The 21,964-nt window shown below is 42.5% G+C and carries 26 protein-coding genes and 21 tRNA genes; 38 read left to right on the top strand and 9 right to left on the bottom strand.

Annotated elements, in window-relative coordinates; translation table 11 throughout:
• Positions 1 to 35: 35 nt before the first annotated feature.
• The 6 genes from H6G92_RS28850 to H6G92_RS28825 all read left to right on the top strand — a co-directional run bounded on the left by H6G92_RS28850 (position 36) and on the right by H6G92_RS28825 (position 4,500).
• Positions 36 to 596, top strand: coding sequence for a GIY-YIG nuclease family protein (locus H6G92_RS28850; protein ID WP_313890003.1), 561 nt, complete (start codon positions 36 to 38; stop codon positions 594 to 596).
• A gap of 587 nt (positions 597 to 1,183) precedes the next feature.
• Entirely contained in the window at positions 1,184 to 1,636 is a 453-nt protein-coding gene (locus H6G92_RS28845; RefSeq protein ID WP_190898903.1) for an Hsp20/alpha crystallin family protein, read from the top strand.
• A 497-nt stretch (positions 1,637 to 2,133) separates the two neighbouring features.
• Positions 2,134 to 3,555 carry an FAD-dependent oxidoreductase gene (locus H6G92_RS28840; RefSeq protein ID WP_199345014.1) on the top strand — a complete coding sequence of 474 codons (1,422 nt, stop codon included), beginning with the start codon at positions 2,134 to 2,136 and terminating at the stop codon, positions 3,553 to 3,555.
• A gap of 131 nt (positions 3,556 to 3,686) precedes the next feature.
• The gene (locus H6G92_RS28835) at positions 3,687 to 3,902 is read left to right on the top strand and encodes a hypothetical protein (protein WP_190898901.1); all 216 of its coding nucleotides are present in this window, start codon (positions 3,687 to 3,689) and stop codon (positions 3,900 to 3,902) included.
• Positions 3,903 to 3,960: 58 nt separating this feature from the next.
• Entirely contained in the window at positions 3,961 to 4,290 is a 330-nt protein-coding gene (locus H6G92_RS28830; RefSeq protein WP_190898900.1) for a hypothetical protein, read from the top strand.
• 72 nt (positions 4,291 to 4,362) lie between these two features.
• Positions 4,363 to 4,500 carry a hypothetical protein gene (locus H6G92_RS28825; protein WP_190898899.1) on the top strand — a complete coding sequence of 46 codons (138 nt, stop codon included), beginning with the start codon at positions 4,363 to 4,365 and terminating at the stop codon, positions 4,498 to 4,500.
• A gap of 28 nt (positions 4,501 to 4,528) precedes the next feature.
• Here the strand turns inward: H6G92_RS28825 and H6G92_RS28820 are convergent, their stop codons facing one another.
• Positions 4,529 to 5,326, bottom strand: coding sequence for a peroxiredoxin-like family protein (locus H6G92_RS28820; protein ID WP_190898898.1), 798 nt, complete (start codon positions 5,324 to 5,326; stop codon positions 4,529 to 4,531).
• A gap of 239 nt (positions 5,327 to 5,565) precedes the next feature.
• Here H6G92_RS28820 and H6G92_RS28815 point away from each other — a divergent pair, with 239 nt between their 5' ends.
• Positions 5,566 to 5,916: a hypothetical protein gene (locus H6G92_RS28815; RefSeq protein ID WP_190898897.1), complete on the top strand. Its 351-nt coding sequence runs from the start codon at positions 5,566 to 5,568 to the stop codon at positions 5,914 to 5,916.
• 67 nt (positions 5,917 to 5,983) lie between these two features.
• On the opposite strand, the gene H6G92_RS28810 is transcribed toward H6G92_RS28815, so the two are convergent.
• Entirely contained in the window at positions 5,984 to 6,409 is a 426-nt protein-coding gene (locus H6G92_RS28810) for a hypothetical protein (protein ID WP_190898896.1), read from the bottom strand.
• Between the two features lie 309 nt (positions 6,410 to 6,718).
• On the opposite strand from H6G92_RS28810, the gene H6G92_RS28805 reads away from it, so the two are divergent.
• Positions 6,719 to 7,123 carry a nuclease A inhibitor family protein gene (locus tag H6G92_RS28805; protein WP_190898894.1) on the top strand — a complete coding sequence of 135 codons (405 nt, stop codon included), beginning with the start codon at positions 6,719 to 6,721 and terminating at the stop codon, positions 7,121 to 7,123.
• Positions 7,124 to 7,128: 5 nt separating this feature from the next.
• Here H6G92_RS28805 and H6G92_RS28800 read toward each other — a convergent pair whose 3' ends face one another.
• Both H6G92_RS28800 and H6G92_RS28795 read right to left on the bottom strand, forming a co-directional pair.
• Positions 7,129 to 7,992: a DNA/RNA non-specific endonuclease gene (locus H6G92_RS28800; RefSeq protein WP_190898893.1), complete on the bottom strand. Its 864-nt coding sequence runs from the start codon at positions 7,990 to 7,992 to the stop codon at positions 7,129 to 7,131.
• A gap of 197 nt (positions 7,993 to 8,189) precedes the next feature.
• Positions 8,190 to 9,014 (bottom strand): hypothetical protein, encoded by an 825-nt coding sequence (locus H6G92_RS28795; RefSeq protein ID WP_190898892.1) that lies wholly within the window; start codon positions 9,012 to 9,014, stop codon positions 8,190 to 8,192.
• 155 nt (positions 9,015 to 9,169) lie between these two features.
• Between H6G92_RS28795 and H6G92_RS28790 the strand changes: the two genes are divergently transcribed.
• The 30 genes from H6G92_RS28790 (at position 9,170) to H6G92_RS28645 (ending at position 17,064) form a co-directional block, all read left to right on the top strand.
• Positions 9,170 to 9,685, top strand: coding sequence for a hypothetical protein (locus tag H6G92_RS28790; protein ID WP_190898891.1), 516 nt, complete (start codon positions 9,170 to 9,172; stop codon positions 9,683 to 9,685).
• A 189-nt stretch (positions 9,686 to 9,874) separates the two neighbouring features.
• Complete coding sequence (locus H6G92_RS28785; RefSeq protein ID WP_242059344.1) at positions 9,875 to 10,987, top strand: tyrosine-type recombinase/integrase; 1,113 nt, start codon at positions 9,875 to 9,877, stop codon at positions 10,985 to 10,987.
• Positions 10,988 to 11,031: 44 nt separating this feature from the next.
• The gene (locus H6G92_RS28780; RefSeq protein ID WP_190898890.1) at positions 11,032 to 11,220 is read left to right on the top strand and encodes a hypothetical protein; all 189 of its coding nucleotides are present in this window, start codon (positions 11,032 to 11,034) and stop codon (positions 11,218 to 11,220) included.
• Between the two features lie 56 nt (positions 11,221 to 11,276).
• Positions 11,277 to 11,573: an HNH endonuclease gene (locus tag H6G92_RS28775; protein ID WP_190898889.1), complete on the top strand. Its 297-nt coding sequence runs from the start codon at positions 11,277 to 11,279 to the stop codon at positions 11,571 to 11,573.
• A 224-nt stretch (positions 11,574 to 11,797) separates the two neighbouring features.
• Positions 11,798 to 12,016 carry a hypothetical protein gene (locus tag H6G92_RS28770; RefSeq protein ID WP_190898888.1) on the top strand — a complete coding sequence of 73 codons (219 nt, stop codon included), beginning with the start codon at positions 11,798 to 11,800 and terminating at the stop codon, positions 12,014 to 12,016.
• A 78-nt stretch (positions 12,017 to 12,094) separates the two neighbouring features.
• Positions 12,095 to 12,631 (top strand): HNH endonuclease, encoded by a 537-nt coding sequence (locus H6G92_RS28765; protein ID WP_190898922.1) that lies wholly within the window; start codon positions 12,095 to 12,097, stop codon positions 12,629 to 12,631.
• 202 nt (positions 12,632 to 12,833) lie between these two features.
• Positions 12,834 to 12,909: transfer RNA gene (locus H6G92_RS28760), tRNA-Asp, on the top strand.
• Positions 12,910 to 12,912: 3 nt separating this feature from the next.
• A tRNA-Glu gene (locus tag H6G92_RS28755) sits at positions 12,913 to 12,989 on the top strand.
• Between the two features lie 3 nt (positions 12,990 to 12,992).
• Positions 12,993 to 13,066 (top strand) — tRNA-Arg (locus H6G92_RS28750).
• A 6-nt stretch (positions 13,067 to 13,072) separates the two neighbouring features.
• Positions 13,073 to 13,146: transfer RNA gene (locus H6G92_RS28745), tRNA-Cys, on the top strand.
• A gap of 5 nt (positions 13,147 to 13,151) precedes the next feature.
• Positions 13,152 to 13,226, top strand: a tRNA-Ile gene (locus H6G92_RS28740).
• A 2-nt stretch (positions 13,227 to 13,228) separates the two neighbouring features.
• Positions 13,229 to 13,299, top strand: a tRNA-Trp gene (locus H6G92_RS28735).
• A gap of 25 nt (positions 13,300 to 13,324) precedes the next feature.
• Positions 13,325 to 13,393 (top strand) — tRNA-Lys (locus H6G92_RS28730).
• Between the two features lie 62 nt (positions 13,394 to 13,455).
• Positions 13,456 to 13,543, top strand: a tRNA-Ser gene (locus tag H6G92_RS28725).
• Positions 13,544 to 13,549: 6 nt separating this feature from the next.
• Positions 13,550 to 13,623: transfer RNA gene (locus H6G92_RS28720), tRNA-Arg, on the top strand.
• A 6-nt stretch (positions 13,624 to 13,629) separates the two neighbouring features.
• A tRNA-Phe gene (locus tag H6G92_RS28715) sits at positions 13,630 to 13,703 on the top strand.
• 9 nt (positions 13,704 to 13,712) lie between these two features.
• A tRNA-Asn gene (locus H6G92_RS28710) sits at positions 13,713 to 13,787 on the top strand.
• 5 nt (positions 13,788 to 13,792) lie between these two features.
• A tRNA-Gln gene (locus H6G92_RS28705) sits at positions 13,793 to 13,866 on the top strand.
• Between the two features lie 102 nt (positions 13,867 to 13,968).
• Positions 13,969 to 14,097: a hypothetical protein gene (locus H6G92_RS40510; RefSeq protein ID WP_256090779.1), complete on the top strand. Its 129-nt coding sequence runs from the start codon at positions 13,969 to 13,971 to the stop codon at positions 14,095 to 14,097.
• A gap of 22 nt (positions 14,098 to 14,119) precedes the next feature.
• Positions 14,120 to 14,192, top strand: a tRNA-Lys gene (locus H6G92_RS28695).
• A 50-nt stretch (positions 14,193 to 14,242) separates the two neighbouring features.
• Positions 14,243 to 14,316 (top strand) — tRNA-Leu (locus H6G92_RS28690).
• Between the two features lie 2 nt (positions 14,317 to 14,318).
• A tRNA-Met gene (locus H6G92_RS28685) sits at positions 14,319 to 14,396 on the top strand.
• A 3-nt stretch (positions 14,397 to 14,399) separates the two neighbouring features.
• Positions 14,400 to 14,472: transfer RNA gene (locus H6G92_RS28680), tRNA-Thr, on the top strand.
• Positions 14,473 to 14,480: 8 nt separating this feature from the next.
• Positions 14,481 to 14,551: transfer RNA gene (locus tag H6G92_RS28675), tRNA-Gly, on the top strand.
• 5 nt (positions 14,552 to 14,556) lie between these two features.
• Positions 14,557 to 14,632: transfer RNA gene (locus tag H6G92_RS28670), tRNA-Val, on the top strand.
• Between the two features lie 6 nt (positions 14,633 to 14,638).
• Positions 14,639 to 14,712, top strand: a tRNA-Arg gene (locus tag H6G92_RS28665).
• A gap of 5 nt (positions 14,713 to 14,717) precedes the next feature.
• A tRNA-Ala gene (locus H6G92_RS28660) sits at positions 14,718 to 14,791 on the top strand.
• Positions 14,792 to 14,884: 93 nt separating this feature from the next.
• A tRNA-Ser gene (locus H6G92_RS28655) sits at positions 14,885 to 14,967 on the top strand.
• A gap of 373 nt (positions 14,968 to 15,340) precedes the next feature.
• A complete protein-coding gene (locus H6G92_RS28650; protein ID WP_114084207.1) occupies positions 15,341 to 16,108 on the top strand; it encodes a ParA family protein in 768 nt (255 codons plus the stop codon).
• Complete coding sequence (locus H6G92_RS28645; protein WP_190898887.1) at positions 16,105 to 17,064, top strand: ParB/RepB/Spo0J family partition protein; 960 nt, start codon at positions 16,105 to 16,107, stop codon at positions 17,062 to 17,064. Before H6G92_RS28650 ends, H6G92_RS28645 begins: the two co-directional genes overlap by 4 nt.
• 22 nt (positions 17,065 to 17,086) lie before the next feature.
• Here the strand turns inward: H6G92_RS28645 and H6G92_RS28640 are convergent, their stop codons facing one another.
• The 5 genes from H6G92_RS28640 to H6G92_RS28620 form a co-directional block, all read right to left on the bottom strand.
• Entirely contained in the window at positions 17,087 to 17,317 is a 231-nt protein-coding gene (locus tag H6G92_RS28640) for a hypothetical protein (protein WP_190898886.1), read from the bottom strand.
• Between the two features lie 91 nt (positions 17,318 to 17,408).
• Positions 17,409 to 18,212 carry an aldo/keto reductase gene (locus tag H6G92_RS28635; protein WP_190898884.1) on the bottom strand — a complete coding sequence of 268 codons (804 nt, stop codon included), beginning with the start codon at positions 18,210 to 18,212 and terminating at the stop codon, positions 17,409 to 17,411.
• Between the two features lie 119 nt (positions 18,213 to 18,331).
• Positions 18,332 to 19,144: a tryptophan-rich sensory protein gene (locus H6G92_RS28630; RefSeq protein ID WP_190898883.1), complete on the bottom strand. Its 813-nt coding sequence runs from the start codon at positions 19,142 to 19,144 to the stop codon at positions 18,332 to 18,334.
• Between the two features lie 349 nt (positions 19,145 to 19,493).
• Entirely contained in the window at positions 19,494 to 20,672 is a 1,179-nt protein-coding gene (locus H6G92_RS28625) for a glutathionylspermidine synthase family protein (RefSeq protein WP_190898882.1), read from the bottom strand.
• A complete protein-coding gene (locus tag H6G92_RS28620) occupies positions 20,669 to 21,850 on the bottom strand; it encodes a hypothetical protein (RefSeq protein ID WP_190898879.1) in 1,182 nt (393 codons plus the stop codon). The genes H6G92_RS28625 and H6G92_RS28620 overlap by 4 nt, the downstream gene beginning before the upstream one ends.
• Positions 21,851 to 21,964: the final 114 nt, after the last annotated feature.

The following is a 21,964-nucleotide window of genomic DNA, read 5'->3' as shown; positions in this document are numbered from 1 at the left end:
ATAATCAGCTAGTCGGCACGCTCCCCGTAATACCCTTGGAACCCAATCAACTAAACCTATTTCCAGAAGTGAAACCCACACCAGCACGTAGAGCAGAGGGGCTGGTGATGAGTGCTGATGCCCTGCTGAAGTGGAAAGCTCAAATTTTGGACTATCAGCAACGGGTAAGGGAAACCAAGCCAGTGCAGCAGGCGACATTATTCGACATTGCACCCAACCACTGCGACCCAGACCGGATTGATCCGTTGCAGTTACAGGTGCAATCGCTCTCTTTTTGGAGGATGCCAGCTGATAGCCCCGGCGATGCGTGTCTGTACTTCATCGTTGACTCTGCGGCTGACCTGATTTTATATGTGGGGGAAACTTGCAGAAGTAACAAGCGCTGGAAAGGGATTCACGCCTGCAAGGATTACATAGCAAGCTATCAGGACTTACATTATCGCTATGGGTTGCAAACAGCAGTAAACGCCGCTTTTTGGTGGGATACGCCTATTGAACGACGCTCACGGCAAGAATTGGAATTGAACTTGATTTTGAAGTGGCGATCGCCGTTCAACAAAGAGAATTGGGAGAGATGGGGTCAGCCGTTTAGTTAGAAAAAGTAAAGTTTAGTATCAAAGTAAACCTGCTCTTTTAATAGAGTGATAACTTATTAATTGAAGCCCTATAGCTTCATAGGCAGATTTGACAGCCGATGTTCAATTTAGTAAGAGGTAAAGACGCTGTTATATTGCAATCTGTCTCGTCAACTAACAACACCCAACTCGAACGCTGATATTTCCTCCTAGTGGTAAACAGAGGGCGCTGTAACTGATTGCTCAGTAGACTTTAATCAGTACAACCCTGAACGAATGATGGATGTGAGGAAATAACTAAGTGACTAGAGCTTGGGTGTTGTTGTTTTGGAAATATAAGCAACGCCTGGCTGCACTATCCCTTTCAACAGCAGAATAATTAGTTGATTATTATTGGTATTAATAGTTCTTATTCGGGTTTGCCGAACCTTAAAATTCGAGTAAACCGTAATCTTTTTTCATACCTAAGATAGTGCGGTAATCATCCTTTTATTAGGTGGTGAGAACCGAATTTACAGGAATTTTAACCATACTTATTATGAATACATAAGCACAAAACCAAGTGCAAAAACGATTAAACAAGAACTGAATTTTTCCGAAAAAGAGTTATGGCACTAGTTCGTTACAACCCCTGGCAAGAATTGAACGCTTTAGAACGTCACATCAATGGCTTACTTGGAGATACCAGAGTACCATCTGCACGGTTTGACAGAGATTTTATCAGAGTTCCGGCGGCTGAGTTGCACGAAACTGATGATGCGATTCATCTCAAGCTAGAACTGCCAGGACTAGAGGCTAAAGACCTGGATATTCAAGTCACCCAAGACGCTGTTCACATTAGCGGTGAACGCAAGTCCCAAACTAAAACCCAAAACAATGGCACTACAAGAAGTGAATTCTACTATGGTAAATTCCAACGTGTAATTCCTCTATCTGCTCGAATTCAAAATACCAATGTCACCGCAGATTATAAAGACGGCATTTTGAATTTGACACTGCCAAAAACTGAGCAAGAAAAGAACAAAGTTGTCAAGGTTAATTTAGAACTTCCTGCTACCTAATTGGTTCTGATGAGACTACTCTACCTCCAATAATTGATTGAGATAGCTAAGAGCTTGGTTATGACATGACCAAGCCCTTTTGTATGCGATGTCTACTTTGAGGGGCTGTCCGGTGTTGCTCTTTGGGCTTTCCTCTTGTGAAAAAGTTGAAGTTACACCGCTATGTTCAAAGGTTCTGGCAATTTGGCATCACAACTCTCTGAATTGCCGTTTAAATGAGATATCAACAGAACAGAACAGCCACAAATCGCCAGTTGTTGACCCAACGCTGTAGAACTCAGCAGCCAACCCACAGCGCTCGGTCATCGCTTCGCTACATACAACTGGCTAGTAATGTACTAGAAAATACATAGTAAATGTGCAATGGCGTACCCATCCGCCGTAGGCATCGCACCGAAGATACTGGTACGTTATGGATAATTGAAGTATCACCTGTTATATGTTCAGATGAGAGTCTGTAACTATGGATTCATGGATATCAGATGTTCAATTCAACTATGACCCAACTAAACGAACGCCACGCTCTTGTCATTGGGGGAAGTATCGCTGGACTGTTAGCAGCGCAAGTGCTGACTAAATACTTTAACCGGGTAACAATTATCGAACGCGATCATTTGAGCGCTCAACCAGAACAGCGTCCTGGTGTACCCCAAGCTCATCATCTCCACGTCTTACTCAAACGGGGTTTGGATATCTTAGAACAGCTTTTTCCAGGTATCCAGACTGAATTAGCGGCATCCGGCGCAGTCGCCATTAACGCCAGTGCTGATTACCTGTGGTATGGCTTAGGAGGATGGACACCCCGCTTTAATTCCGATTTGAACGTCTACAGTTTAAGTCGGAACTTACTCGAATGGATTATCCGCCGTCGTTTAGCTACTAATAACCGTGTTGTATTTGTACAAGCAGCAATTGTTACTGGATTGCTGTCTAACCCCAACAAAACTCAGGTCACGGGTGTGCAGGTACGTCGAAAATTTGATGAGAGGCAAGATAGCTCTCCTAGACAAACAGATTTCACTGCTGATTTAGTAGTAGATGCTAGCGGACGTAATTCTCTCGCTCCTCGGTGGTTAGAAGCAATGGGTTATACACCACCCAAAGAAACTGTGATTAATTCCTTTTTGGGCTATGCTAGTCGCTTATATGAACTTCCAGAAAACTTTCAGACTGATTGGCAAGGTGCATTAGTAACGGCAAAAGCCCCAGGCACACGCAGTGGTGGAATGTTTGCGATTGAAGGAAATCGTTGGATAGTTACACTTGCTGGAATTGGTCGAGATTATCCACCAACTGACGAAGCTGGGTTTTTAGACTTTGCTCGTAGCTTACGCAATCCAATTATCTACGAAGCAATTAAAGATGCTCAAGCCATTTCGCCCGTGAGAGCCTATCACCGCACGGAAAATAGGTGGCTTCACTATGAAAAACTGTCGAGATTGCCGTCAGGGTTTGTGGTAATAGGTGATGCTGTTTGTGCTTTCAATCCCGTCTATGGACAAGGCATGACTACTGCGGCTCTAGGTGCATTGACGTTAGATGAGTCTTTGAGTAAGCAATTATCTCGCCATGCTGATGGAAATTTAGTCGGGCTATCCCAAAGCTTTCAAAAGCAACTTAGCAAAATAATTGCAGTCCCTTGGCTAATGGCAACAGGTGAAGATTTTCGCTGGCATACTACTGTGGGCGGACGACCCAATTGGATGACGCAACTCATGCAGTACTATCTAGATCAAATGTTGCTGCTGGCTGCCCAAAGCCCTGACATCCACAAGCTTTTCTTAGAAGTGATGCACCTACTTAAACCCCCCAGTGTATTTTTACATCCCAGTGTTCTAAGGCAGGTGTTACAGCGAATCATCAAGAAGAGTGATCAAAACTGGAATAGAAGTGGGGACAACCTGTTGGTAGATCAGTGATTTTCTGATTGCTTACCGAATGAACCGTCAGCGATCGCTTTAAATAAATTCCAGTTCATCTTAAACTACTTTGTTAAATAAGGCGAAACAATGTACATGAAAATTATATATGAGGAAATTATAGAAAAACTATGTCAATTTTCTTGACTGCGATACCTGCGGTGGGCTACGCCTACGCTCATCATAACCTACATATAAAGTTTCCTCTCTTGATTGGAGAGAGCGATGGCGTACCCGCCCGCCGCAGGCATCGCGTTGGTGGTTTTCATGTTCTCGAATGGTGTTATGCGCTTGATGTATGCTCCAATGTCTGCTGTAGCAAAATAAGGGATTATCTAGGTAGGTAATATATAATAATTAAACTAATTTAAATATACTGGCAATTACAACGATAGATTTAATCCAATGGAACCATTAAATCAAAAGTCCAGATGCGAAGAATGGAAGAGATTGAGAGAGGCTGGGCATGACTATAGAACAGCTTATACTCTATCTTCAGATAATCCTTTAGCTACTCATAATAGATTGAATAAGTTAAGGAAAGATATTTTAAACTATATTAATAGCGGTAAAAAAGATAAATCTTCACCCATACATCAAAAACTTAAAAGGCATCAAGAGAGTAATAGTAAATATCTGCAAGAAAATAGTGAATCAATGAATGATATTCCAGAAGAATACCGAAATCCTTATTATATATATGGTATGGATTTAACGGAATTATTATCAGATTAACAATAGGTTTAAATTGTTTCTGTAATTGAGTTTCATAAATTTGTAGATTTTTTGAAAAGCGGGTGAGCGCTAATGTCACGGCCGCTGGAAGTGATTGCTTTAATTCCTGACAACTTCTTAATTATGGAAGGAGAGATGTCTGTGACAGTAAACTACGCATCCTTAACTTGGTTGAGCGATCGCCTGTCTCCTGAAATTCTTAGAGGATAAACACCAAAATTGAAATAGCAATTAGGAATTAGTGAGTTGAGGGAAAGCTATCTGTTTCCATCAAGGATAAAAATGATAGGGGCTGACTCATATTAGCAGCAAAGCCCAAAATTCCTGGATCTCGATGAGAGTAAAGTAACTGGCCTTTGTTATCAAACAGAAAAGTTCCACCACGCTGAGTTAAGTAGGCAGAATTAGGTACATAAGTTCGCCAATTGCTCAGAACTTCCACCATATTCCGTAGCCGTAGAGTAGCTAATTCAAAGGGACGTTGAAAACCATTGCCGCCAGCTAATTGGAAAAATGAGCCTTTAAAAGCAGGTAGAGGAGTACCTTGAATAATTTCATCATCAAGAATTAGTTGAGGGGCTTGACGATCTCCCCTGTATCCCCGAAAAACTTCTCTTAGCGTTCCAGGACTTCCAAACCCTGCACACATTAACAGTAGATTTAGCCAAGCTTTCTGAGCAGGGTCAAGTCCAGGGAGAGAAAGATTGAGACCTGAATAAAGATTGAGTTGGTGATGTAGTTCTCCATTAGGTTCAATAAATAAATTTTGGGGTGGAAATCCTGTATATTCACAGAATCTTGTTCCAGAGGCGCGTGAGCCAATTCCTACTGCACGAATAGCAAGTTTTTCAGGAGGCAATTTTTCACCTTCGCGCTGTAACCACCATGCATATTCCAGACTATCAAAATCCCCAAGTTGTGGCCAGACTAAAATAAGGATATGTGAGGCAGTCTCGCAATTTTCTAGTAGGGGTCGGGTCATGCCATCACTAACACGCTGAAGTTCGGTCTGATTAAAGATAGTGTAGGGATTCATTTACAAGCTATTAACTGCTATTTAGCTATCCAATTTTAGTCCAATTTATTGTCAAAAGAAATACAATCCCCCTTCAAAGAGCCAGTATGACTCCATCCTCCGCACATCCTGACAACCACTCCTATTGAGAAACTCGCCTGACCCATTACGTTATAAAGCGATGGCGCTCTTGCGCCCACCATAAGCGATCGCCCTCCATAAAATCAAGCGAGGAAAAAGTAGGGTGTATAACTGGTACTATGACTAAAATTCCTCAATGCGATCGCTGTCTCCTCTACTCACATGATCCTCACCTCGTCTGTGTCGTTCACCCAGCAGGGCCAAAGGGGGATAGTTGTTTGGACTTTCGACTTGACCCCAACGCCGAACCAGCAGAACTGTGGGAACCGGAGGGGGCCAGTTATTACAACGATGAATTAATACTGCAACCACAGCAGCGCTTGACTCAACAGCAACAGCTAGAACTGCTAGATACCCATCCTTTATTTACTGGCAAGTGTCCCCAGTGCCAGCATGAGTTTGACCGCGACTACACAGCACGGGTGCATTGGGATTGCTCTGAGTGTGGCTGGATGGATGATACCGTGTAGGGCGAACCGATAACGCGCAGCGCTCACCCGATGGAACATGACCTGAACTGCTGTAATCGTACCAGTCTTACAAAGAGAACCGATACAAAACATTACCATCCTCATTTACTTCAAAAGAAGCATTGAGTTCCTTGGCTTTCTCATCTAAATATTGTTTAGCAGACTGGGTTGATATGTTAGCATTTCTCGCCAGTTGCAATACCGTTATTCTGCCAGCATTTTGCTCAATTAATTCTAAGAACACTAACTGAAGACGCTGTTGTTCTGATTCAACAAGTAATGCTTGTTGTTTTCGGTTCTGCTGCACTAAAGACCAACTCAAATAGCTTCCTAAAATTGTCGATGGAATAGTAAGAATAGTTAAAGCAGCTACAGCATTTTGTTTGTCTTGAGAAGCCGTTTTTGGATTAAGAATGTCCAGAATCATCACAGCAGAAAAGGGAATGCCAAATAATAGAAAACAGATTGCTAAAACTTTTTTAATTAGTTTCATATAACTTTTTCCCTTACTAGAGTTGGCTGGAGGAAATTCAAAAATAATGGCTTTATTATACAAGGTATAATAAAATACTTGCCACCCGAATATTTTGCACAGTGTATGAGGCGATGCCTGCGGCGGGCTATGACGCTCCTGCGTCGCTAACGCTACGCTATCGGTGTCGCTTGTAAATCTATCTGCCAAGCAGCGTTCGCCTCGGTTAATAAATGCGGCTTACGGGTGTGGTGGATGCACGGCGAGGTGGATAGTATTTTATGTGCGATGCCTAACCTGCGGCGGTAAACTACGCTCTATTAAGTGCTTATGACTAAAACTAATTCAGAAATTTTAGAACAGCTAAAACGCGCATCTGACGGCTTGCTGTTTATGAGCGAGTCGGAGTACCCGTTTGAAGTTTTATTGTGGTCAAATATTGCACCTGCAACGCCTGAAAAAGTCTTAAAACTGACAAATCATCCTCAAGATACGCCCGTTCAAGTCGAGGAGGTTGACGATTTTTTTAGTGTAGCAACGACAGCAGAAGATTGGCATGAGGAAGAAGAGAAAGCAACCGTCAAACGATTTCAAACTCTTGTGCAGACACTCGAAGAAAACCTGAGCAATCTACAGGTGTATCGCCTTGGGAAAATAGAGATTGATGTCTATGTTATTGGTCAAACTCCATCGGGAGACAGTATCGGACTGTCCACAAAAGTTGTTGAAACTTGACCTGTTTACAAATTATCTACTTTGCTTTCAATAACTTCTTGAATATTTGGGGAAATATTAGAGAGAAAATCATAGCCTGTGAGTTTTTCTAATTCATCAACACTTACTTTATAAGCTCTCCAATCGTTGTTGATTTCTTGCTCGTTGGGAATATTAACCGCAATAACGCGAGTATTAGCAGTAATACCATCAAGTCCAGAGCCGGGGCTATCTAAAACCACAATTATCTTCCAAGTTGATTTAGGAACTGTCACCTTACCTTTGAGGGGTTCACCTTGACTTCCCGCAGGCCCAGCTACAATATAAAGTTCTTTTCCAAGACTTACCAGTTCTCGACAATAGTCTTCTAAATTCCCCCAAGTGTTCCGGTTGTTGTCCGGTGTCTGGGGCATCATGTTGGTCATCAGGAAAGTGGCAGCATTATCCTCTATCGTCTTGGTGCGATCGCCCGATGGTGCAATATGGCCTCGGTCGTAACCTGAGCCTGTGTAAGCACTGGGAGTTATTCGCGTCCAACCAGTAGGCAAAGTATTATCAGGGCGGAAGTTATTTTGGCGTTCAGCATCGCCAAGCCATGACTTATTTAACTGCCAAACTACCCAGTTGGCAGTTCCCTTGCTTTGATTGTAGGAAAGTGCGTACTGGTTTTTTACCATGAGGTAATTATCAGGCGTAAGCTTTGTGGGAGTTGCGCTGCTGGGATTGCCCAACAGCAGGTGAGGGCTTATTGAGGTAGATACAATCGGCGTTGGCTGTAATGGTTTTTCTATTGTCGGTGTTGGCACCTGGGTTTGCGCTGGCGAACATCCCAACAGAGCAATTAATGCAGTGGCAACAGCTAAACCCTGAAAATGATTGATTAAACGCATAAATTTTAGAAAAAGATTGCAGATTAAATTAATCATCACCATTTTTGAGGGGATGTCCAGTTTTTCAATACAAGAGCGTAGCTTGCTGCCGTCCTACTTTCCTCTAAGAAATTGAAGAGGGCGATCGCGCAATCATTGGCTAATTACTGCCCCATGTCGTCAAACTACACATTACTGTGCAACCGGATTGTTATACTTCAGAAACTAGATTTAGATACACCAAGCATAGAACTCTGTAGTTCATTTTTGAGCGCACTATTGCTTTTGATATCAATGGAAATTTTTTGTATTGTGTTTTTTCTTTCATCATGCCAGGTTAACTCTAAAGGAACTATGACTTGACCAAAATATCTGTTACTTCCTGAGATATGAGCAAGAGGAATAAGCATCTGAGTCTTAAGCAATTCTTTCTGAGAAGATTCTGCTAAATCACCAATTTCTATTTCTTTATTCTGCCAAATTAATTCATTTGTATCTACCTCATAGTAAGGCTTTTGAAATTTACCACTTATATTATCAAAGTTTGCTTGTTTAGCTATCACCTTAATCTTTCTTGCAGGAATATTTCCAGCATTTATAATTCGCAAACAAACTATTTGACGAGCAAATAGTCCACCTTTGGATGAACCTGTCATAAGTCTATTGTAATTTATCCAATCTCCAAGCCACTTTTCTATATCCTGCTGAATCTTGTTATCTAGCCACATAATTTGCAAGCTATTTTCTCTATAATTACTTGCGAAAGCATTAGCATTAAAAATTTTAAACTCAGATTCAAGACGAACTGAATTATCAAATTTATCTTTAATTAACGCATTTTCTTTCATTTGTACATCCATTCCCTTAAGTTGTTTATCCAAATTCAAATTCGCTTTTTGAAGTTCGTTTATCTTTTCATTTATAGATATTGTATTAATAGTAATAAATATACCTAACCCTGTAGATAGAATTCCTAAAAAGGCTGCTGTATATTCAAGGTATTTCTTCCATGTATTATTTTCGTTATTTTTTGTATTACTCATTTGCTATTAGCTCCTAACTATTTGTATAAGCTTTGTATTTCACAACAAGTATTACTACTAATCTTGCTCATATGCTGAAGCACAATAATTACATTGTATTCCTGACACTCGCTTTGGCTTTACAATTATTTCATTGCTATCAAAACTGATATCAAATGGCTGACGACAAGACCCCACCAAGCGAAATGATTCGCGTCCCTACTGCCCTAATTCCAGTAGTCAGAGAACTATCGCGGCTGCATCGCCAAGGGCATACAATTGCCTTACTGCAAGGCTTAGAAGAATTGATCTCCAAGTTTGATAGCAATATTGATATCGATGTTGCCCCAAGCAGTAAATCAGTTAAGCAGCTGGAGGAGAAGCTGGAAACCAAACTAGAGGCTATCTCCAAGCATCTGGAAAAATTGGAACGGGCTATTTCATCAACTCGATACAACAGTCAACCCAAACAAAGAAGACAAGCTAACCTATACCAACTTTCCCCAGTTGAACTGCTTGCATTGCCCCCTGAAAATCTAGCGCCGCGACTAGGTTTAAGTCCGTCGAGCCTCGCACCGGAACGAGAAAAACTCACCACCAAAGAATTTATCAGTTGGACTCGTAACCGTGACCCCAGAGGCATAGGTTGGGAATGGAATGCAAAAGACGGACTTTACCATCCAGTGAAATAAACGATTTGGCGCAACCTTTGGCTAATTAATTGTGCTTAAAGCGATAAGGCACAGTGCCGCTTCATACTGCCTTATCGCTTCAAGCATCTTCAATGTGGCTTACCCAGGCAATACCCGCATATCCACTGCGCTATCGTAGAATATAAAAGCTTCCTGAAACAGCACTTCCAGGAAGCTATATATTTATCATTGCGTAACCCTAAAGACCAGATGGATGTTACTAATATTGAGGTGGCGCAGGTCGAAATTCTCTCTACTACTCCACAACCAAGTGTAATTAAAAACACTAATCCTAATCCTCAAGTAACGCCGGAGTTGGTAGAGGAGGTAATTCGGCAATATTATTACCGCACGCCTGCGGTTGCTAATGATGAGGAATTAATTTTAGCTTGGGCTGGAAGCCAAAACCGCGAGCAAACTAAGCGGAAATACTATCATTTTGGTCAAAAATTACTCGATTGGGTATGCAATGAAGGTATACCTGATTTAAGATTAATTCAGCAACCAAAGTTACTTGAATTTATTGCCTCTTGGGGTGAGGTTTCCCCTTATACTAAATCTAACCAAGTATTGATGTTGCGTTCTCTGTGGAGTTACGGCAGTGCGGAGAATGTTGGGTACTTTTTGCGGAATATTGCAAGTACGATAAGCTACGACAACTTCAGCGATTTGCCCAAAGCGGAGCGGTATCTTGAAGATTTTGAGATGGCGAAGTTGGCTCATGCTGCCAAGCAGTTGGGAGGGAAGCACTGGCTGGTTTTCTGTCTGCTTTTTTACAGTGGGATGCGGGTTGGCGAGGTGGGTCGGGTGACGGTTCCAGGTAACGAACCCAGGTTACCCAAGGAAGATTATCCAGGTTTGTATTGGAGCAATTTTAAATGGCAGCCAGACCCAACACCGGATGATAGGCAGTGGGGGTATTACACAATTAAGTTTCGAGGGAAGGGGGGAAAGTACCGGGAGATAGGGTTAGACCACGAGACATCATCGCAGTTTAAGAAGTATCGGGGTATGGCTGGGGACAAGGTGCCGGTGTTTCCCAATATGTCGCCAGACCCTGCAAAAAGGGGGTTGCCGTTGAGCGATCGGGCAATAAAAAGGTTGATTCAGGATATCTCCGAGGTGGCAAAGGTGAAGTTTTCATGTCACTGGTTACGCCATTCTCACGCGACAAGAGCAGTCGAGCATAAAAATGTTTTTGAGGTGCAAAACCAGTTGGGGCACAGTAAAACCGATACAACAAAGGCTTATGTCCGCACGAAGAAAGACGCGGGCACGGGTACAGTGCTGCCGAGGTTTTGATTGGATAATTAAGTCATTACTTGTTCTAATTTAATAGAGGAGCAATGACAGTGGGCGAATGTCAGACTATCTGCAATGATTGTGCTTTCCATGCCTTAGTAGAAGGAGCGATAGAGTGCATTCACCCAGAAGAATTTGGGGTTAATTGTTCTACCGTCATTTTCTGCAATTCATTTGAGCCAGCACTCATAATTGACAGTCCTTGCGTGACATACGGCAATGATGAAGAATAGGCTTTTGCACTGTTATTCATATTACAATTAGTCAAGCCTCAGTTGTATTACAAGCAATGACGTTTACCCATTCTCTGTACCCAGATAATTGGTCAGAACTTGCCACTGCAATTAAGCAACAAGCCCAGTGGCGTTGTCAAAAGTGCGGGTTACAGTGCATTGCCCCTGGTGAAAAAACATCAGAGATTACACGCTCAAAACGTAGAGTGTACACGCTACAGGTACACCATTGGGACAGAAATCCAGCAAATAATCACAGAGGCAACCTTATAGCTCTGTGCAGTGCTTGTCACCTTCATTACCATCAAGGTGGTAAATCAAATGTTTCACCGGGGCAGTTATCTTTGTGGTAAGTATGGATGATGATACTCAAGAACTAATCGCAATTCAGCGATCGCCTGAGAAAGATTTTTCCGTCAACCCATCCCCAATTTGACAGCGTGTTTGAAGACCTGAGCGCGGCTGGATATTACAAACGCGCAGGCTGGTTATCGTCTGGAAAACTATGTAGTAGACAAAACTATACTACAAATGTATTATTAAAATAATTCTTAATTACAAATACTACAAATCTTCAATGATCAGCAGATTCTCTTCAACCATTAGTAGCACGGTGCATTGCCGACCCGACAAGGGTTTAGGTAGAGTATTCGCGCTGTTTGCGTTTGAGGAAATGTATCTGTTTGTCGGCGATAAATCTGCAAGTGTTGGCATTTTCGGAGCAATTGCCGAATGGCTGAATCTAGACCAACTTATCCAAAGCGGGAGGTGCAAATGTCTTACAGCACCAACATAGGGCAAAAAGTATCAACTATCTGACCCCCGCTCCTGAATCTCAGAGGCGGGGGTTGTTTTTTGAGGAGTGAATCAAGGTATGCAAGCTCAACAGCAAAGTCAGCAACCACATATATTACAAAATTCGGTGGTGGTGTTCTCTAAGAACTACCTACCACTGGCACGTATCAACATCAAACGAGCAATCGTGCTGTTAGTTACTGGTCAGGCTGAGTCGTTGGATTTTGGCAGTACAAAGCAGTGGGAAGTTCGTTCACCCAGCGTCGTACTACAAGTTCCTGAACATATTCGCTTGACCGTTGGTAATCCCGAACGCCACTGGAAAGTACCACCTGTAAATCGGCGTGAAGTACTCAAGCGAGACAACCACACCTGCCAATACTGCGGCAGCAGCAAGCGTCTGACGCTCGACCATGTAATTCCCCGCTCAAAAGGTGGGCAGCACAGTTGGGACAACGTTGTAACAGCGTGTGAGAAGTGTAATTCAATCAAGAGCGATCGGTTATCTCATGAAGCTGGAATGGTTCTCAAAAGTAAGCCTAAAGCCCCAATTCACCCAGCAGTAGCATTTGCTGAACAGTTTTGGAACGCACAACGCCTGAGTGAGAACGAGTAATTAACTTCAAACCTAGTCAGAGAGGGCAATAAGCTCGATTACATAACACTGCCCTCTCAGTTCTTTGAAAAAGTTTGTAGTATGCCCTTGACATCTTGTAATACGTTATGTAGTATAAATGTAGTGAAGCACTACAGCCTCTCAAAAAGGCATAGCGCAAACACTTCTGAACCATGAAAACTAAATAATTGCCATCCAACGTGGGGGTGTAGCTTAGTCTGGTTTAAAGCAGTCGCCTGTCGAGCGAAAGATCGTGAGTTCAAATCTCATCATCCCCGTGTAGCCTTGTGGACAAATAGACAAGTCGCTTTGATTCTCAGTCAAGGAGAAGCGGGTGCAACTCCCGTCAAGGCTTCCAAATGAGGATGTAGCTCAGTCGGAAAGAGCGCTTGTTTCCGAGGCAAGTGGTCACAGGTTCGATTCCTGTCGTCCTCGTAGTATGTCCAGGTCGCCTAATGGTACGGTGTTGGTCTGCAAAACCGACTGTGCGAGTTCGACTCTCGCCCTGGACTCCAAACGTTGCAGCGTCACCTAACGGCAAGGTACTCGGCTCATAACCGAGAATATGCGGGTTCAACTCCCGTCGCTGCTACCAATGCACAGATGGTGTAATGGCAGCATCAGGGTCTCCAAAACCTTTGGTCAGGGTTCAAATCCTTGTCTGTGCGTTGCCGTGTCCTGACCGAAAAAGCTTACATACTCGCCTAATGGTAAGGCAACTGTCTCTTAAACAGTCGTGAGCAGGTTCAATTCCTGTGTGTGAATCAATAGCTTTTTCAACTTACATGGCATACATGGGGTTCAAATCCTACCCGGCCCATTATGGAGAGATTGCTATTGGCAGGGCAAGCTGTTTGCTAAACAGTCGTGGGATTCAGCATCTCACTGTGGGTTCAACTCCCTCTCTCTCCGCCTTATGAGAACGTGGTGTAACTGGATAACACATCAGTCTACGAAACTGAAGAGTGAAGGTTCAAGTCCTTCCGTTCTCGCCTTATCCCCTGGTAGCTCAGTTGGTAGTAGCGTCTGTCTGAAGAACAGAAGGTCGTCAGTTCGATACTGACCTGGGGGACTGGCACATTGCCCCATAGCTCAATGGCAGAGCAAGCGGCTGTTAACCGCGAGGTTGTAAGTTCGACTCTTACTGGGGCAGCCATTTATTGGGAAGTAGGCAAACAGGCAAAGCCGTCGCACTTTGAATGCGAAGTTTGAGGGTTCGATTCCTTCCTTCCCAGCCTATATATACTCCTGTAGCCCAATTGGAAGAGGTAGCTGTGTTGACTGTGGCGAGGCAGATCCCATCGTTCTTGAATTCGATCACATTCAACAAAAGAAATATGGCATATCAAGAATGGTTTATGCAGGAATGGGTGTTGACAGCATTTCAAAAGAAATTGAAAAGTGTGAAGTTCGATGCGCTAACTGTCATCGAAGAGCAACTGCAAAGCGTAGTGGATGGAGTATAAGAACTTTTGAGTCTGATGCCTTGGGCTATTAGCTAAGTGGTAAAGCAGTCGCCTCTTAAGCGAAAGATGCGTAGGTTCGATCCCTACATAGCCTACTTAATCAGGCGCTCCACAGGTTCAACTCCTGTAGCGCCCACCAAATTTTACCCCTGTGACGCAATTGGCAGACGTAGCCCGCTTAAACCGGGTTTGTTGCAGGTTCGATTCCTGTCAGGGGTACTCGCGGAGATGGAGCTATGGTGCGCTCTGGGGTCTCATAAGCCTTCACATACCGGGTTCAAATCCCGGCTCCGCTACCAAATGCTGGTGTAGCTCAATTGGCAGAGCAACTGACTTGTAATCAGTAGGTTGCAGGTTCAACTCCTGTCACCAGCTTGACTAATGCGATCGTGGTGTAACGGCAGCATCAGAGTCTTCCAAACTCACGGTACGAGTTCAAATCTCGTCGATCGCTTTCTTAGCCCTGTAACTCAGTTGGGAGAGTGCCTCTCTTACAAAGAGGAAGTCGCGGGTTCAATCCCTGCCGGGGCTACCAATTTATGGGAGTGTCGCCTAATGGATGAGGGCATCGATCTTCTAAATCGACCAATGTAGGTTCGACCCCTACCACTCCTGCTCATGGGTCTGTAGCTTAACTGGGAAAGCGTCTGCCTTGCAAGCAGAAAGATGTCGGTTCAAATCCGACCAGTATCCACTCTTGGTATCTGAAGCCAAAGCGGTCGCGGCGCTGGTTTGTGGAACCAGTCATTAGGGAGTTCAAGTCTCCTCAGATACCCCTTGTTTATATGGAAGATGCTGCTCAAGGGAGGGCAACTAGTCTTGAAAACTAGAGCAGGGTAACACCTGGGGGTTCAATTCCTCCATCTTCCGCCTTCCACCTGAAGCCGAAAAGTGAGGCGCTGTGCTGATAACACAGACATAGGAGGGGCAGTACCTCCTTGGTGGATTTTTTTGTGTAGGCGTAGGCCGCCGCAGGCATCGCTCAGGCTTTCAACTAACGATTTTTCTTAGAGGAAAGGCGATCTAGTGTTTCCTGCTGCGATCGCCTTTTTGTTTGAGTCAAGCATCGCACAAAACAAAAGAAGTGCGATCGTCTTCTGACCAAGAAGCTTGACAACTACCTTACAGCTCTTACAACCTTAATTTGTGATAAATGTACTGTTTCCAGTTGTATTACCTTTATTCCAGAGCTACAATCTGCCTGTATTAGAGGCATTTTAATTACAACTGTAATTTATCACTCGTGAGCAAAACCCGTATTATTGCGCTATTTAATCAATCAGGGGGAGTAGGAAAGACAAGTTTAACAATGAACTTGGGCTATCACCTCGCTCAAAAAAAGAAAAACCGCGTTCTTCTGATAGACCTTGACCCCCAAGCGTCACTCACAACATTTATGGGGTTAGAACCGGAAAGTACCACCAAAACTGTCTATGAGGCAGTGGTGGGTGAAGAACCGTTAGCAATTCATCCTGAACTGATTCACAGCATGGGTTTGGTTCCAGCTAACATCAACTTAAGCGCTGCTGAACTTGAACTGGTTGCCGCCTTGATGCGGGAAATGCGCCTCAAAAATGCACTTGCCCCCATTTTAGACAACTATGATTTTATTTTGATAGATTGTCCTCCATCTTTAGGCATCCTCAGCGTTATTAGCTTAGTAGCAGCAACCCATGTCTTAGTACCTATTCAGTGCCAATTCAAATCCTTTCAAGGAACTGACTTACTATTAAGAACTGTAGCCACACTCCGCAAAGGTGCTAATAAAACACTTACAATTGCTGGCTTCATCCCCACAATGTATGATGCACGTACTGCCCAAGAAAGCAGAACCATGAAAGCTATCACAGAACAACTTTCACCCCTGGCCACAGTTTACGAACCCATTCCTAAATCTATTGCCTTTGCTGATGCAAGTGAGGCACGCATACCCTTAGCACTATACAATCCCAAACATCCTGCCGTCGCTGTACTAAAAAAAATCGCCCTCAGTTTAGAAAAACTACAGTGAGCAAAAAAGACCAACCCTATACCAGCCAGTTAAAAGGTGTAGCTGCCCTACTAGGCGAAAGCTTTAACCAAACCCAAAGTACTGCTAATTCACCAACTACTGTTGCCATCAACTTAATCAAACTGCCACAGTCCCAGCCCCGGCGCTACTTCGACCTTAAAAAGCTTGAAGAACTATCACGCTCGATAAAAGAACTGGGTATTCTCGAACCTTTATTAGTGCGTCCCCTTCCTGGAGGCGGTTATGAAGTAGTCGCAGGGGAAAGACGCTATAGAGCCGCATCAATGGCAGCATTAACTGAGGTTCTCATTATTTCCAGGGAAATGGACGATGCAACTGCATACCAAGTGCGCCTCGTTGAAAACCTGCAACGCGAAGACCTCAACCCCCTAGAAGAAACTGAAGGTATCCTGGAATTGTTGGTGTTGCGGTTAGAGATGACACGAGATGAAGTAATTAGTCATCTCAACCGGATGAGAAACGTTTGCGATCGCTATGAGGAAAATTCCGAACTGAGACATAACGTTATGTCTCAACCAGAAACCAAGATAATTGAAGAGTTATTTTCATCTTTGGGACGGATGAGTTGGCAATCGTTTGTCAAAAATCGCCTACCATTACTCAATTTACCTCCAGATGTGCTGGAAGTGCTACGTTATGGACAGATTGAATATACCAAAGCACTGGCGATCGCCCGAATTCAAGATGAAAAAACAAGAAAACAATTTTTAGAAGATGCGAAAGTCTTAAATCTCTCATTGAGCGAAATTAAACGCAAAATCAAAGAAATTGAACAGCAGACTAAATCAGAAACACCATCATTAAAAGACCTAGCTGATGACACATTTCGCCGCTTAAAAAAATCTCAAGTTTGGGACGACCCAAAGAAAAAAGCGAAGGTAGAGAAGTTGTTAGCTCAGTTAGATGCACTGATCCAAGACGACAATCCAAAGTAAACCAATGTGGTAATTCTTGAAACTATTCAATTTGCTGTCTTAAGGATGGCGACATAATCATTAGCCCTCGGACAACCTCTTCAGGAGTAGCCGTGCCATCAATTACCTTTGGCATAATCGCCATCACTTCTAAAGCTAGGTTTGTGGGAATTCCCCTTGCTTCTAACCGCTTCAATTCCAAAACATCAATCCCTGCTGCCAATCCATCCAAATATTCCTCTACACTCACTCCTAAGTTTTCAATTTCTGACATGGGTATAATTGGTTTTTGTTGACTTCTATATTCAAGCATCTATTACGTGGCTATCTCACAGTGCGATCGCTCCCCTCAACCATTCCACCTTTCAAACCCATTGAGTATCAAACGCATCTTGCCCAGTTCCATAAATTAAGTTCCCGTATGAGTGCCATTTAGCTACTTCTTGGGCTTCAATTTGGGGTGCGTACAGAACAGCAAGATTTTCTTCTAATTGCTGCCTAGTTTTGGGGGCGGTCAGCGCCAGACGCACCCCTGAATGATTTAACGCATAGCGATAACAATCTGCTGCCGTGGGTAACTTTCCGTACCAGTTGTGATGACCTTTGAGTAACGTTCCCCAGCGCGTGCAAGTGAATGCCACCACGGGAATACCAACTTTTTGAGCGGCAGGCAAAACGTTTTGTTCAGCCTTGCGATGTGCCATATTGTAACGGTGCATTAACACATCACACTGATGACGTTCTATCATTTCTAAAGCTATGGCTTGATTGTGTGTGGTAACTCCCACGTAGCGTACAAGTCCAGAATCCTTCCACAAACGAAGTTCATCAAGCAACACCTGAACCTGGGTCATGTCATCAGCAGGGGAGACATATTCAATAAAAAATACATCTACCATTTCGACATTTAAACAATGGCGCACAGAGTCGAGGTAAAGGCGTAAAGATTGTATATCTCGGTTTTCACTCCCCGTTGCCACCAAGACTTGCTCACGCTTTGTTAGCAACAGAGGTTTTAAGCCACCCAAAAAGTTTTCAGATTCCAGATTGTAAAAGAAAAAGTAATTAATTCCCGCCTCAAATGCCAACAAAACAGTTGCAGCATCTATCGATTGCCCTGCTAAACCGAGAATACTTGCTGGTTGTCCTTGTAGTGTTGATAATTCCACGGTCAACTACCCGACTTCTTACTTTGAGTGTATTACGCCAATAGGGTGCTAGTGAGGACATCATCAATGAATGTTAATTTTTGGGCGTGAGCCTACAGTGGGCGGGTACGCCATCGCACTTAAATATGTTCTTGTTGGGGGCGTAAGCTGTTAATCGTAGCGGTCAAAACTAGGACAATTGCCAAAACCAACGCAGCATTTCTGAGCATTGAGTTATCAAAGTGTTTGAGTGCGTTGGTCGCAGACCTTGGCGCAGCCATCGCTACCAATGCCCAGAGTATTACTCCTGTATAAGCGATGTCTCGACGCTGGATGACAATAAATGCTGCAACTGCTGTTGCTATCAATAACATTATGAGAGTCCAGATTACAGCAGAAATCCCCCAACCATTCCACCCGTGAAAATACAAGGCACACGCTACGTTGACAATGGTTGCCACGCTAATCCAGCCTAGATAAATGCTAATCGGAAACTGAATACACCATTTCTTGAGCCGAGGTACACGCTTATTGCCAATTTCTAACTGCACATAGACAGCAATCAGGGGCAACAGAATCAAAAGCATTGCAATTACAGAAAGAGCAAACAGCCGAGACAAAAACAGATAAACCCAGATACTTTGAGCAACACAGGCAATCACCAACAGATAACCTGTCTTACGTAAATCAGGGTCATCTCGTTGGTCAGGTAGAGCTTGGTATACCCCAAAAGCAAACAACCCAAGGTAAATCAGCCCCCAAATAGCAAAGGCGTAATTAGCAGGGATAATCAGGACATTTTTAAACAAAGTATTGGAAATTTCCCCTATGCTGAGTCCATTGAGCGGAAAAATGTTCGATACTACGTTGATAACGAAAGCACCAAAGATTGCAGCCAAAGTAACAAGCTGCCGCCAAAGATCCCGGTAATTGCCTTTTGTGGACTGCTGCATAGGATGTTAACTCATATCTTTTGTGCTTTTAGCTTACATCCCAAAAAGAGCGACGCATATAAACCACAGTCATATTGAGCAAGTCAATGAGGAAAAAGAGCGATCCCTGCATGACCAGACCGAAGTGGAATCTACAACGAAACTTCCAGATTCCCAAATTGGGAATCCCAGTAAGTTGCAAGTATGGTCTGATTCAATCTTAATTGTCTACAATTATGACTTTTCAGAATTTTATCAAGTCTTTAGAGCGTGTTCATGATTCAATCCCAAAGTTAAGCGTTCGCCTTCTTGCCTTGCCTGCTGGGTGGTAAATTCTAAATTCGACTTTCCCGTTTCTTCCCTTCTCCCCCTAAAACCCAATTGGCAGAAATTTCGAGTTATTATTAATCACATCTTTACCAATTCTTGCTGCCACTCCTTCAGCAACGCCATTGATCAAAAAGCAAGATAACTGCAATCTATACTCTTCTCCTTCTACTTTGATAATTGGTAAATCAGCATATTTTTGGTAAATTTTAGCAAAATAAGCGTACTCTGGGTCTGGGTTACAAGCTATTTCTTGATTACTTTTAATAACTTTAACTTCTCTCCCTTCTCTCCCCCAAGTAGGTTTTGACACTAAGGGAGGATTGATTTTATCTTGTTCCATAAATGTAGGTAAAAAATGTTCAAATCCTGCCAAATTATTCTGACTAAAAAAATCAACTCCTAATTCTGTAATTAAAGCCATTAACGCTTTATTTTGCATTACAAAAGCACTGACAGGATTAATTAAAGCTAGCTTCCTTGAATAGACTAATGGTTCAAAATAATCCCAGAGACTTACTCCAAATTCGGGATCTTTATCTTCTACCATCCATTCTGTTGGGTATATGCGGTAGATTATATCGACTGCTTCACCTCTATGGTCGTAGCAGCCATCCTCATCCATTGCAATACTTTCGATTGGACAAAAAGCAGATTGATAATGGCACAAAGACATTAAATATTCAACAGTACCAATATCTTCGAGAGCTTCAGATAGGGCTGCAAAGATAATATTGCAGTCTTCAGGAGATTTATTGAGATATTTGGCAGATTCTTCAATATATTGATTAAGCCCTATTTGAAGAACTGCTTCAGCGTTAATATTCGGGTCTACTTTCCCAAAATGTTTAGCGACTATCCCATTTATTTTGAATGTTTCGACTATAAAAGTCGCCACTTCCGCATTACATTCAAGCAGGTAGATATTATCACCAACAACTGCAAAATCGCATCGGGCAATAAAAGGCACTTGCTTATTATTTTTGATTAATCGTAGGGTTGATTGAGGATAATCAAATTCAATTAGAGTCCGTTCATCAAACTGTTTCATAACCAGAGCCGCATGGTTTAAAACCTGCCAAACTCTTGTTGCTGCTTGCTTGATTTTTTCTATGGTTTCCGGTGCAACCATTAACACCTCATAGCAAGCATATTCATCGGCATCGTACCAGCTAAATATATCTTGATGCTGCTGGTAAAACTTATTCCTAACATCGTTCATGAACTCGCTCCTCCAGAACGAAAACTACCAAAACCACTTACACGAGAACCTGGAGCGCTGCGGGTGTGACTATTGACGTAAGTTCCATCTCTACGAGTGTATCCATTTACGGAAACTGAACCGGAATGGCTACGATAACCACTACTGTAACCACCACTATAGCCGCTATAGTTACTACTGCTAGATTCATCTGAAGTATCTGAGGAAGTACCAGATGTACTGTTAAATTCAGAAGAAGCAATTTGATTATTAGCATCTTCTTCTTTTTTGATATCTTCGAGCAATGCGGTTAGGGTTTCAGGAGGACTAATATATAATGAGATGTTTGCTGTACATTCACTCTCAAAACTAGTTTTTTGTGTTAGACATTTTTTAATTTCATCAATTGCATTACTAACTTGGCGATAATTATTGCGATAAATGCTAAGTTGGGATTGTGCTTTCAAAGATAGATTAGTTGCCGAAGAAACATTTGCAAGTAAATTAATTGCCTGCTGCCATTGCAACTTTGCATTCAATAATTCAGGTAATGTGATTAATGTAGTATCTTTAGTAAGGTTAGTAGCTTTTTGAGCTAATTCAACTGCTGATGAAAAGTTTTGAAGTGATTTCTGTTCACTTGTAATCACCTTATCTACATCATTAAAGTTGCGTTTTACAGATAATATTCCAAGCTTTGCTGTATCGGAAACATAGGTAGCTGTAGGAATTTTTTCTAAAATGCTAATTGCCTGCTGCCATTTACCTTTCGCTTCTTGCCAATTATTGGAGTAAGCTTTCTCTTGGACTAGTATTGCTGCTTCCTCATCTAATTTAAGTGCAGCTTGTAAATTATTGAAAGCTGCTTCTTCAACCTGGATTTTTGAGTCAAGTTTAGCAAGTAATTGATTTAACTGTGATATTTGATTTTGGGCATTTTGATATGGATATCCTGGTAGATTTGGAACTATTTTTAGCTGTTCAATTGTTTGCTGTATCTTGGTTTGGTTTGCTTTTAAAGCATCCAAATTGGGAATACTATTAATATTACTATTTTCATTAACGATTGCCTGTACATCGGTAATTGCTTGTTGGTGTGCTGAATAATCTTTCGTAATTTGCAGGATTTTACTAACGCCAAACCAACTTAAAACTGCTGCGATAACTATAGGCAGCCAGGGTTTCTTTTTTCCACTCATTGTTATTTTATATATTTATACATCTACATAATTATTGTTCCCGTTATTTATCAAGTTTGAACACGAAATTAGCGAGTGATGGATTTCAACTGTTTTTTATCTGGTCTAATCCAT

The sequence above is a fragment of the Nostoc foliaceum FACHB-393 genome, from assembly GCF_014698505.1.
Lineage (GTDB): Bacteria > Cyanobacteriota > Cyanobacteriia > Cyanobacteriales > Nostocaceae > Nostoc > Nostoc foliaceum_A.
This window is presented reverse-complemented; position numbering and strand designations above follow the sequence as displayed.

Coding starts and splice junctions, on each gene's coding strand:
- H6G92_RS28630 (WP_190898883.1), bottom strand. CDS start 19,144: ATGCAGCAGTCCACAAAAGGCAATTACCGGGATCTTTGGCGGCAGCTT.
- H6G92_RS28810 (WP_190898896.1), bottom strand. CDS start 6,409: ATGAAACTAATTAAAAAAGTTTTAGCAATCTGTTTTCTATTATTTGGC.
- H6G92_RS28640 (WP_190898886.1), bottom strand. CDS start 17,317: ATGTCAGAAATTGAAAACTTAGGAGTGAGTGTAGAGGAATATTTGGAT.
- H6G92_RS28625 (WP_190898882.1), bottom strand. CDS start 20,672: ATGAACGATGTTAGGAATAAGTTTTACCAGCAGCATCAAGATATATTT.
- H6G92_RS28800 (WP_190898893.1), bottom strand. CDS start 7,992: ATGCGTTTAATCAATCATTTTCAGGGTTTAGCTGTTGCCACTGCATTA.
- H6G92_RS28775 (WP_190898889.1), top strand. CDS start 11,277: ATGACGTTTACCCATTCTCTGTACCCAGATAATTGGTCAGAACTTGCC.
- H6G92_RS28825 (WP_190898899.1), top strand. CDS start 4,363: ATGTCACGGCCGCTGGAAGTGATTGCTTTAATTCCTGACAACTTCTTA.
- H6G92_RS28765 (WP_190898922.1), top strand. CDS start 12,095: ATGCAAGCTCAACAGCAAAGTCAGCAACCACATATATTACAAAATTCG.
- H6G92_RS28780 (WP_190898890.1), top strand. CDS start 11,032: ATGACAGTGGGCGAATGTCAGACTATCTGCAATGATTGTGCTTTCCAT.
- H6G92_RS28840 (WP_199345014.1), top strand. CDS start 2,134: ATGACCCAACTAAACGAACGCCACGCTCTTGTCATTGGGGGAAGTATC.
- H6G92_RS28805 (WP_190898894.1), top strand. CDS start 6,719: ATGACTAAAACTAATTCAGAAATTTTAGAACAGCTAAAACGCGCATCT.
- H6G92_RS28835 (WP_190898901.1), top strand. CDS start 3,687: ATGTCAATTTTCTTGACTGCGATACCTGCGGTGGGCTACGCCTACGCT.
- H6G92_RS28620 (WP_190898879.1), bottom strand. CDS start 21,850: ATGAGTGGAAAAAAGAAACCCTGGCTGCCTATAGTTATCGCAGCAGTT.
- H6G92_RS28790 (WP_190898891.1), top strand. CDS start 9,170: ATGGCTGACGACAAGACCCCACCAAGCGAAATGATTCGCGTCCCTACT.
- H6G92_RS40510 (WP_256090779.1), top strand. CDS start 13,969: ATGGCATATCAAGAATGGTTTATGCAGGAATGGGTGTTGACAGCATTT.
- H6G92_RS28820 (WP_190898898.1), bottom strand. CDS start 5,326: ATGAATCCCTACACTATCTTTAATCAGACCGAACTTCAGCGTGTTAGT.
- H6G92_RS28845 (WP_190898903.1), top strand. CDS start 1,184: ATGGCACTAGTTCGTTACAACCCCTGGCAAGAATTGAACGCTTTAGAA.
- H6G92_RS28770 (WP_190898888.1), top strand. CDS start 11,798: ATGATCAGCAGATTCTCTTCAACCATTAGTAGCACGGTGCATTGCCGA.
- H6G92_RS28830 (WP_190898900.1), top strand. CDS start 3,961: ATGGAACCATTAAATCAAAAGTCCAGATGCGAAGAATGGAAGAGATTG.
- H6G92_RS28815 (WP_190898897.1), top strand. CDS start 5,566: ATGACTAAAATTCCTCAATGCGATCGCTGTCTCCTCTACTCACATGAT.
- H6G92_RS28795 (WP_190898892.1), bottom strand. CDS start 9,014: ATGAGTAATACAAAAAATAACGAAAATAATACATGGAAGAAATACCTT.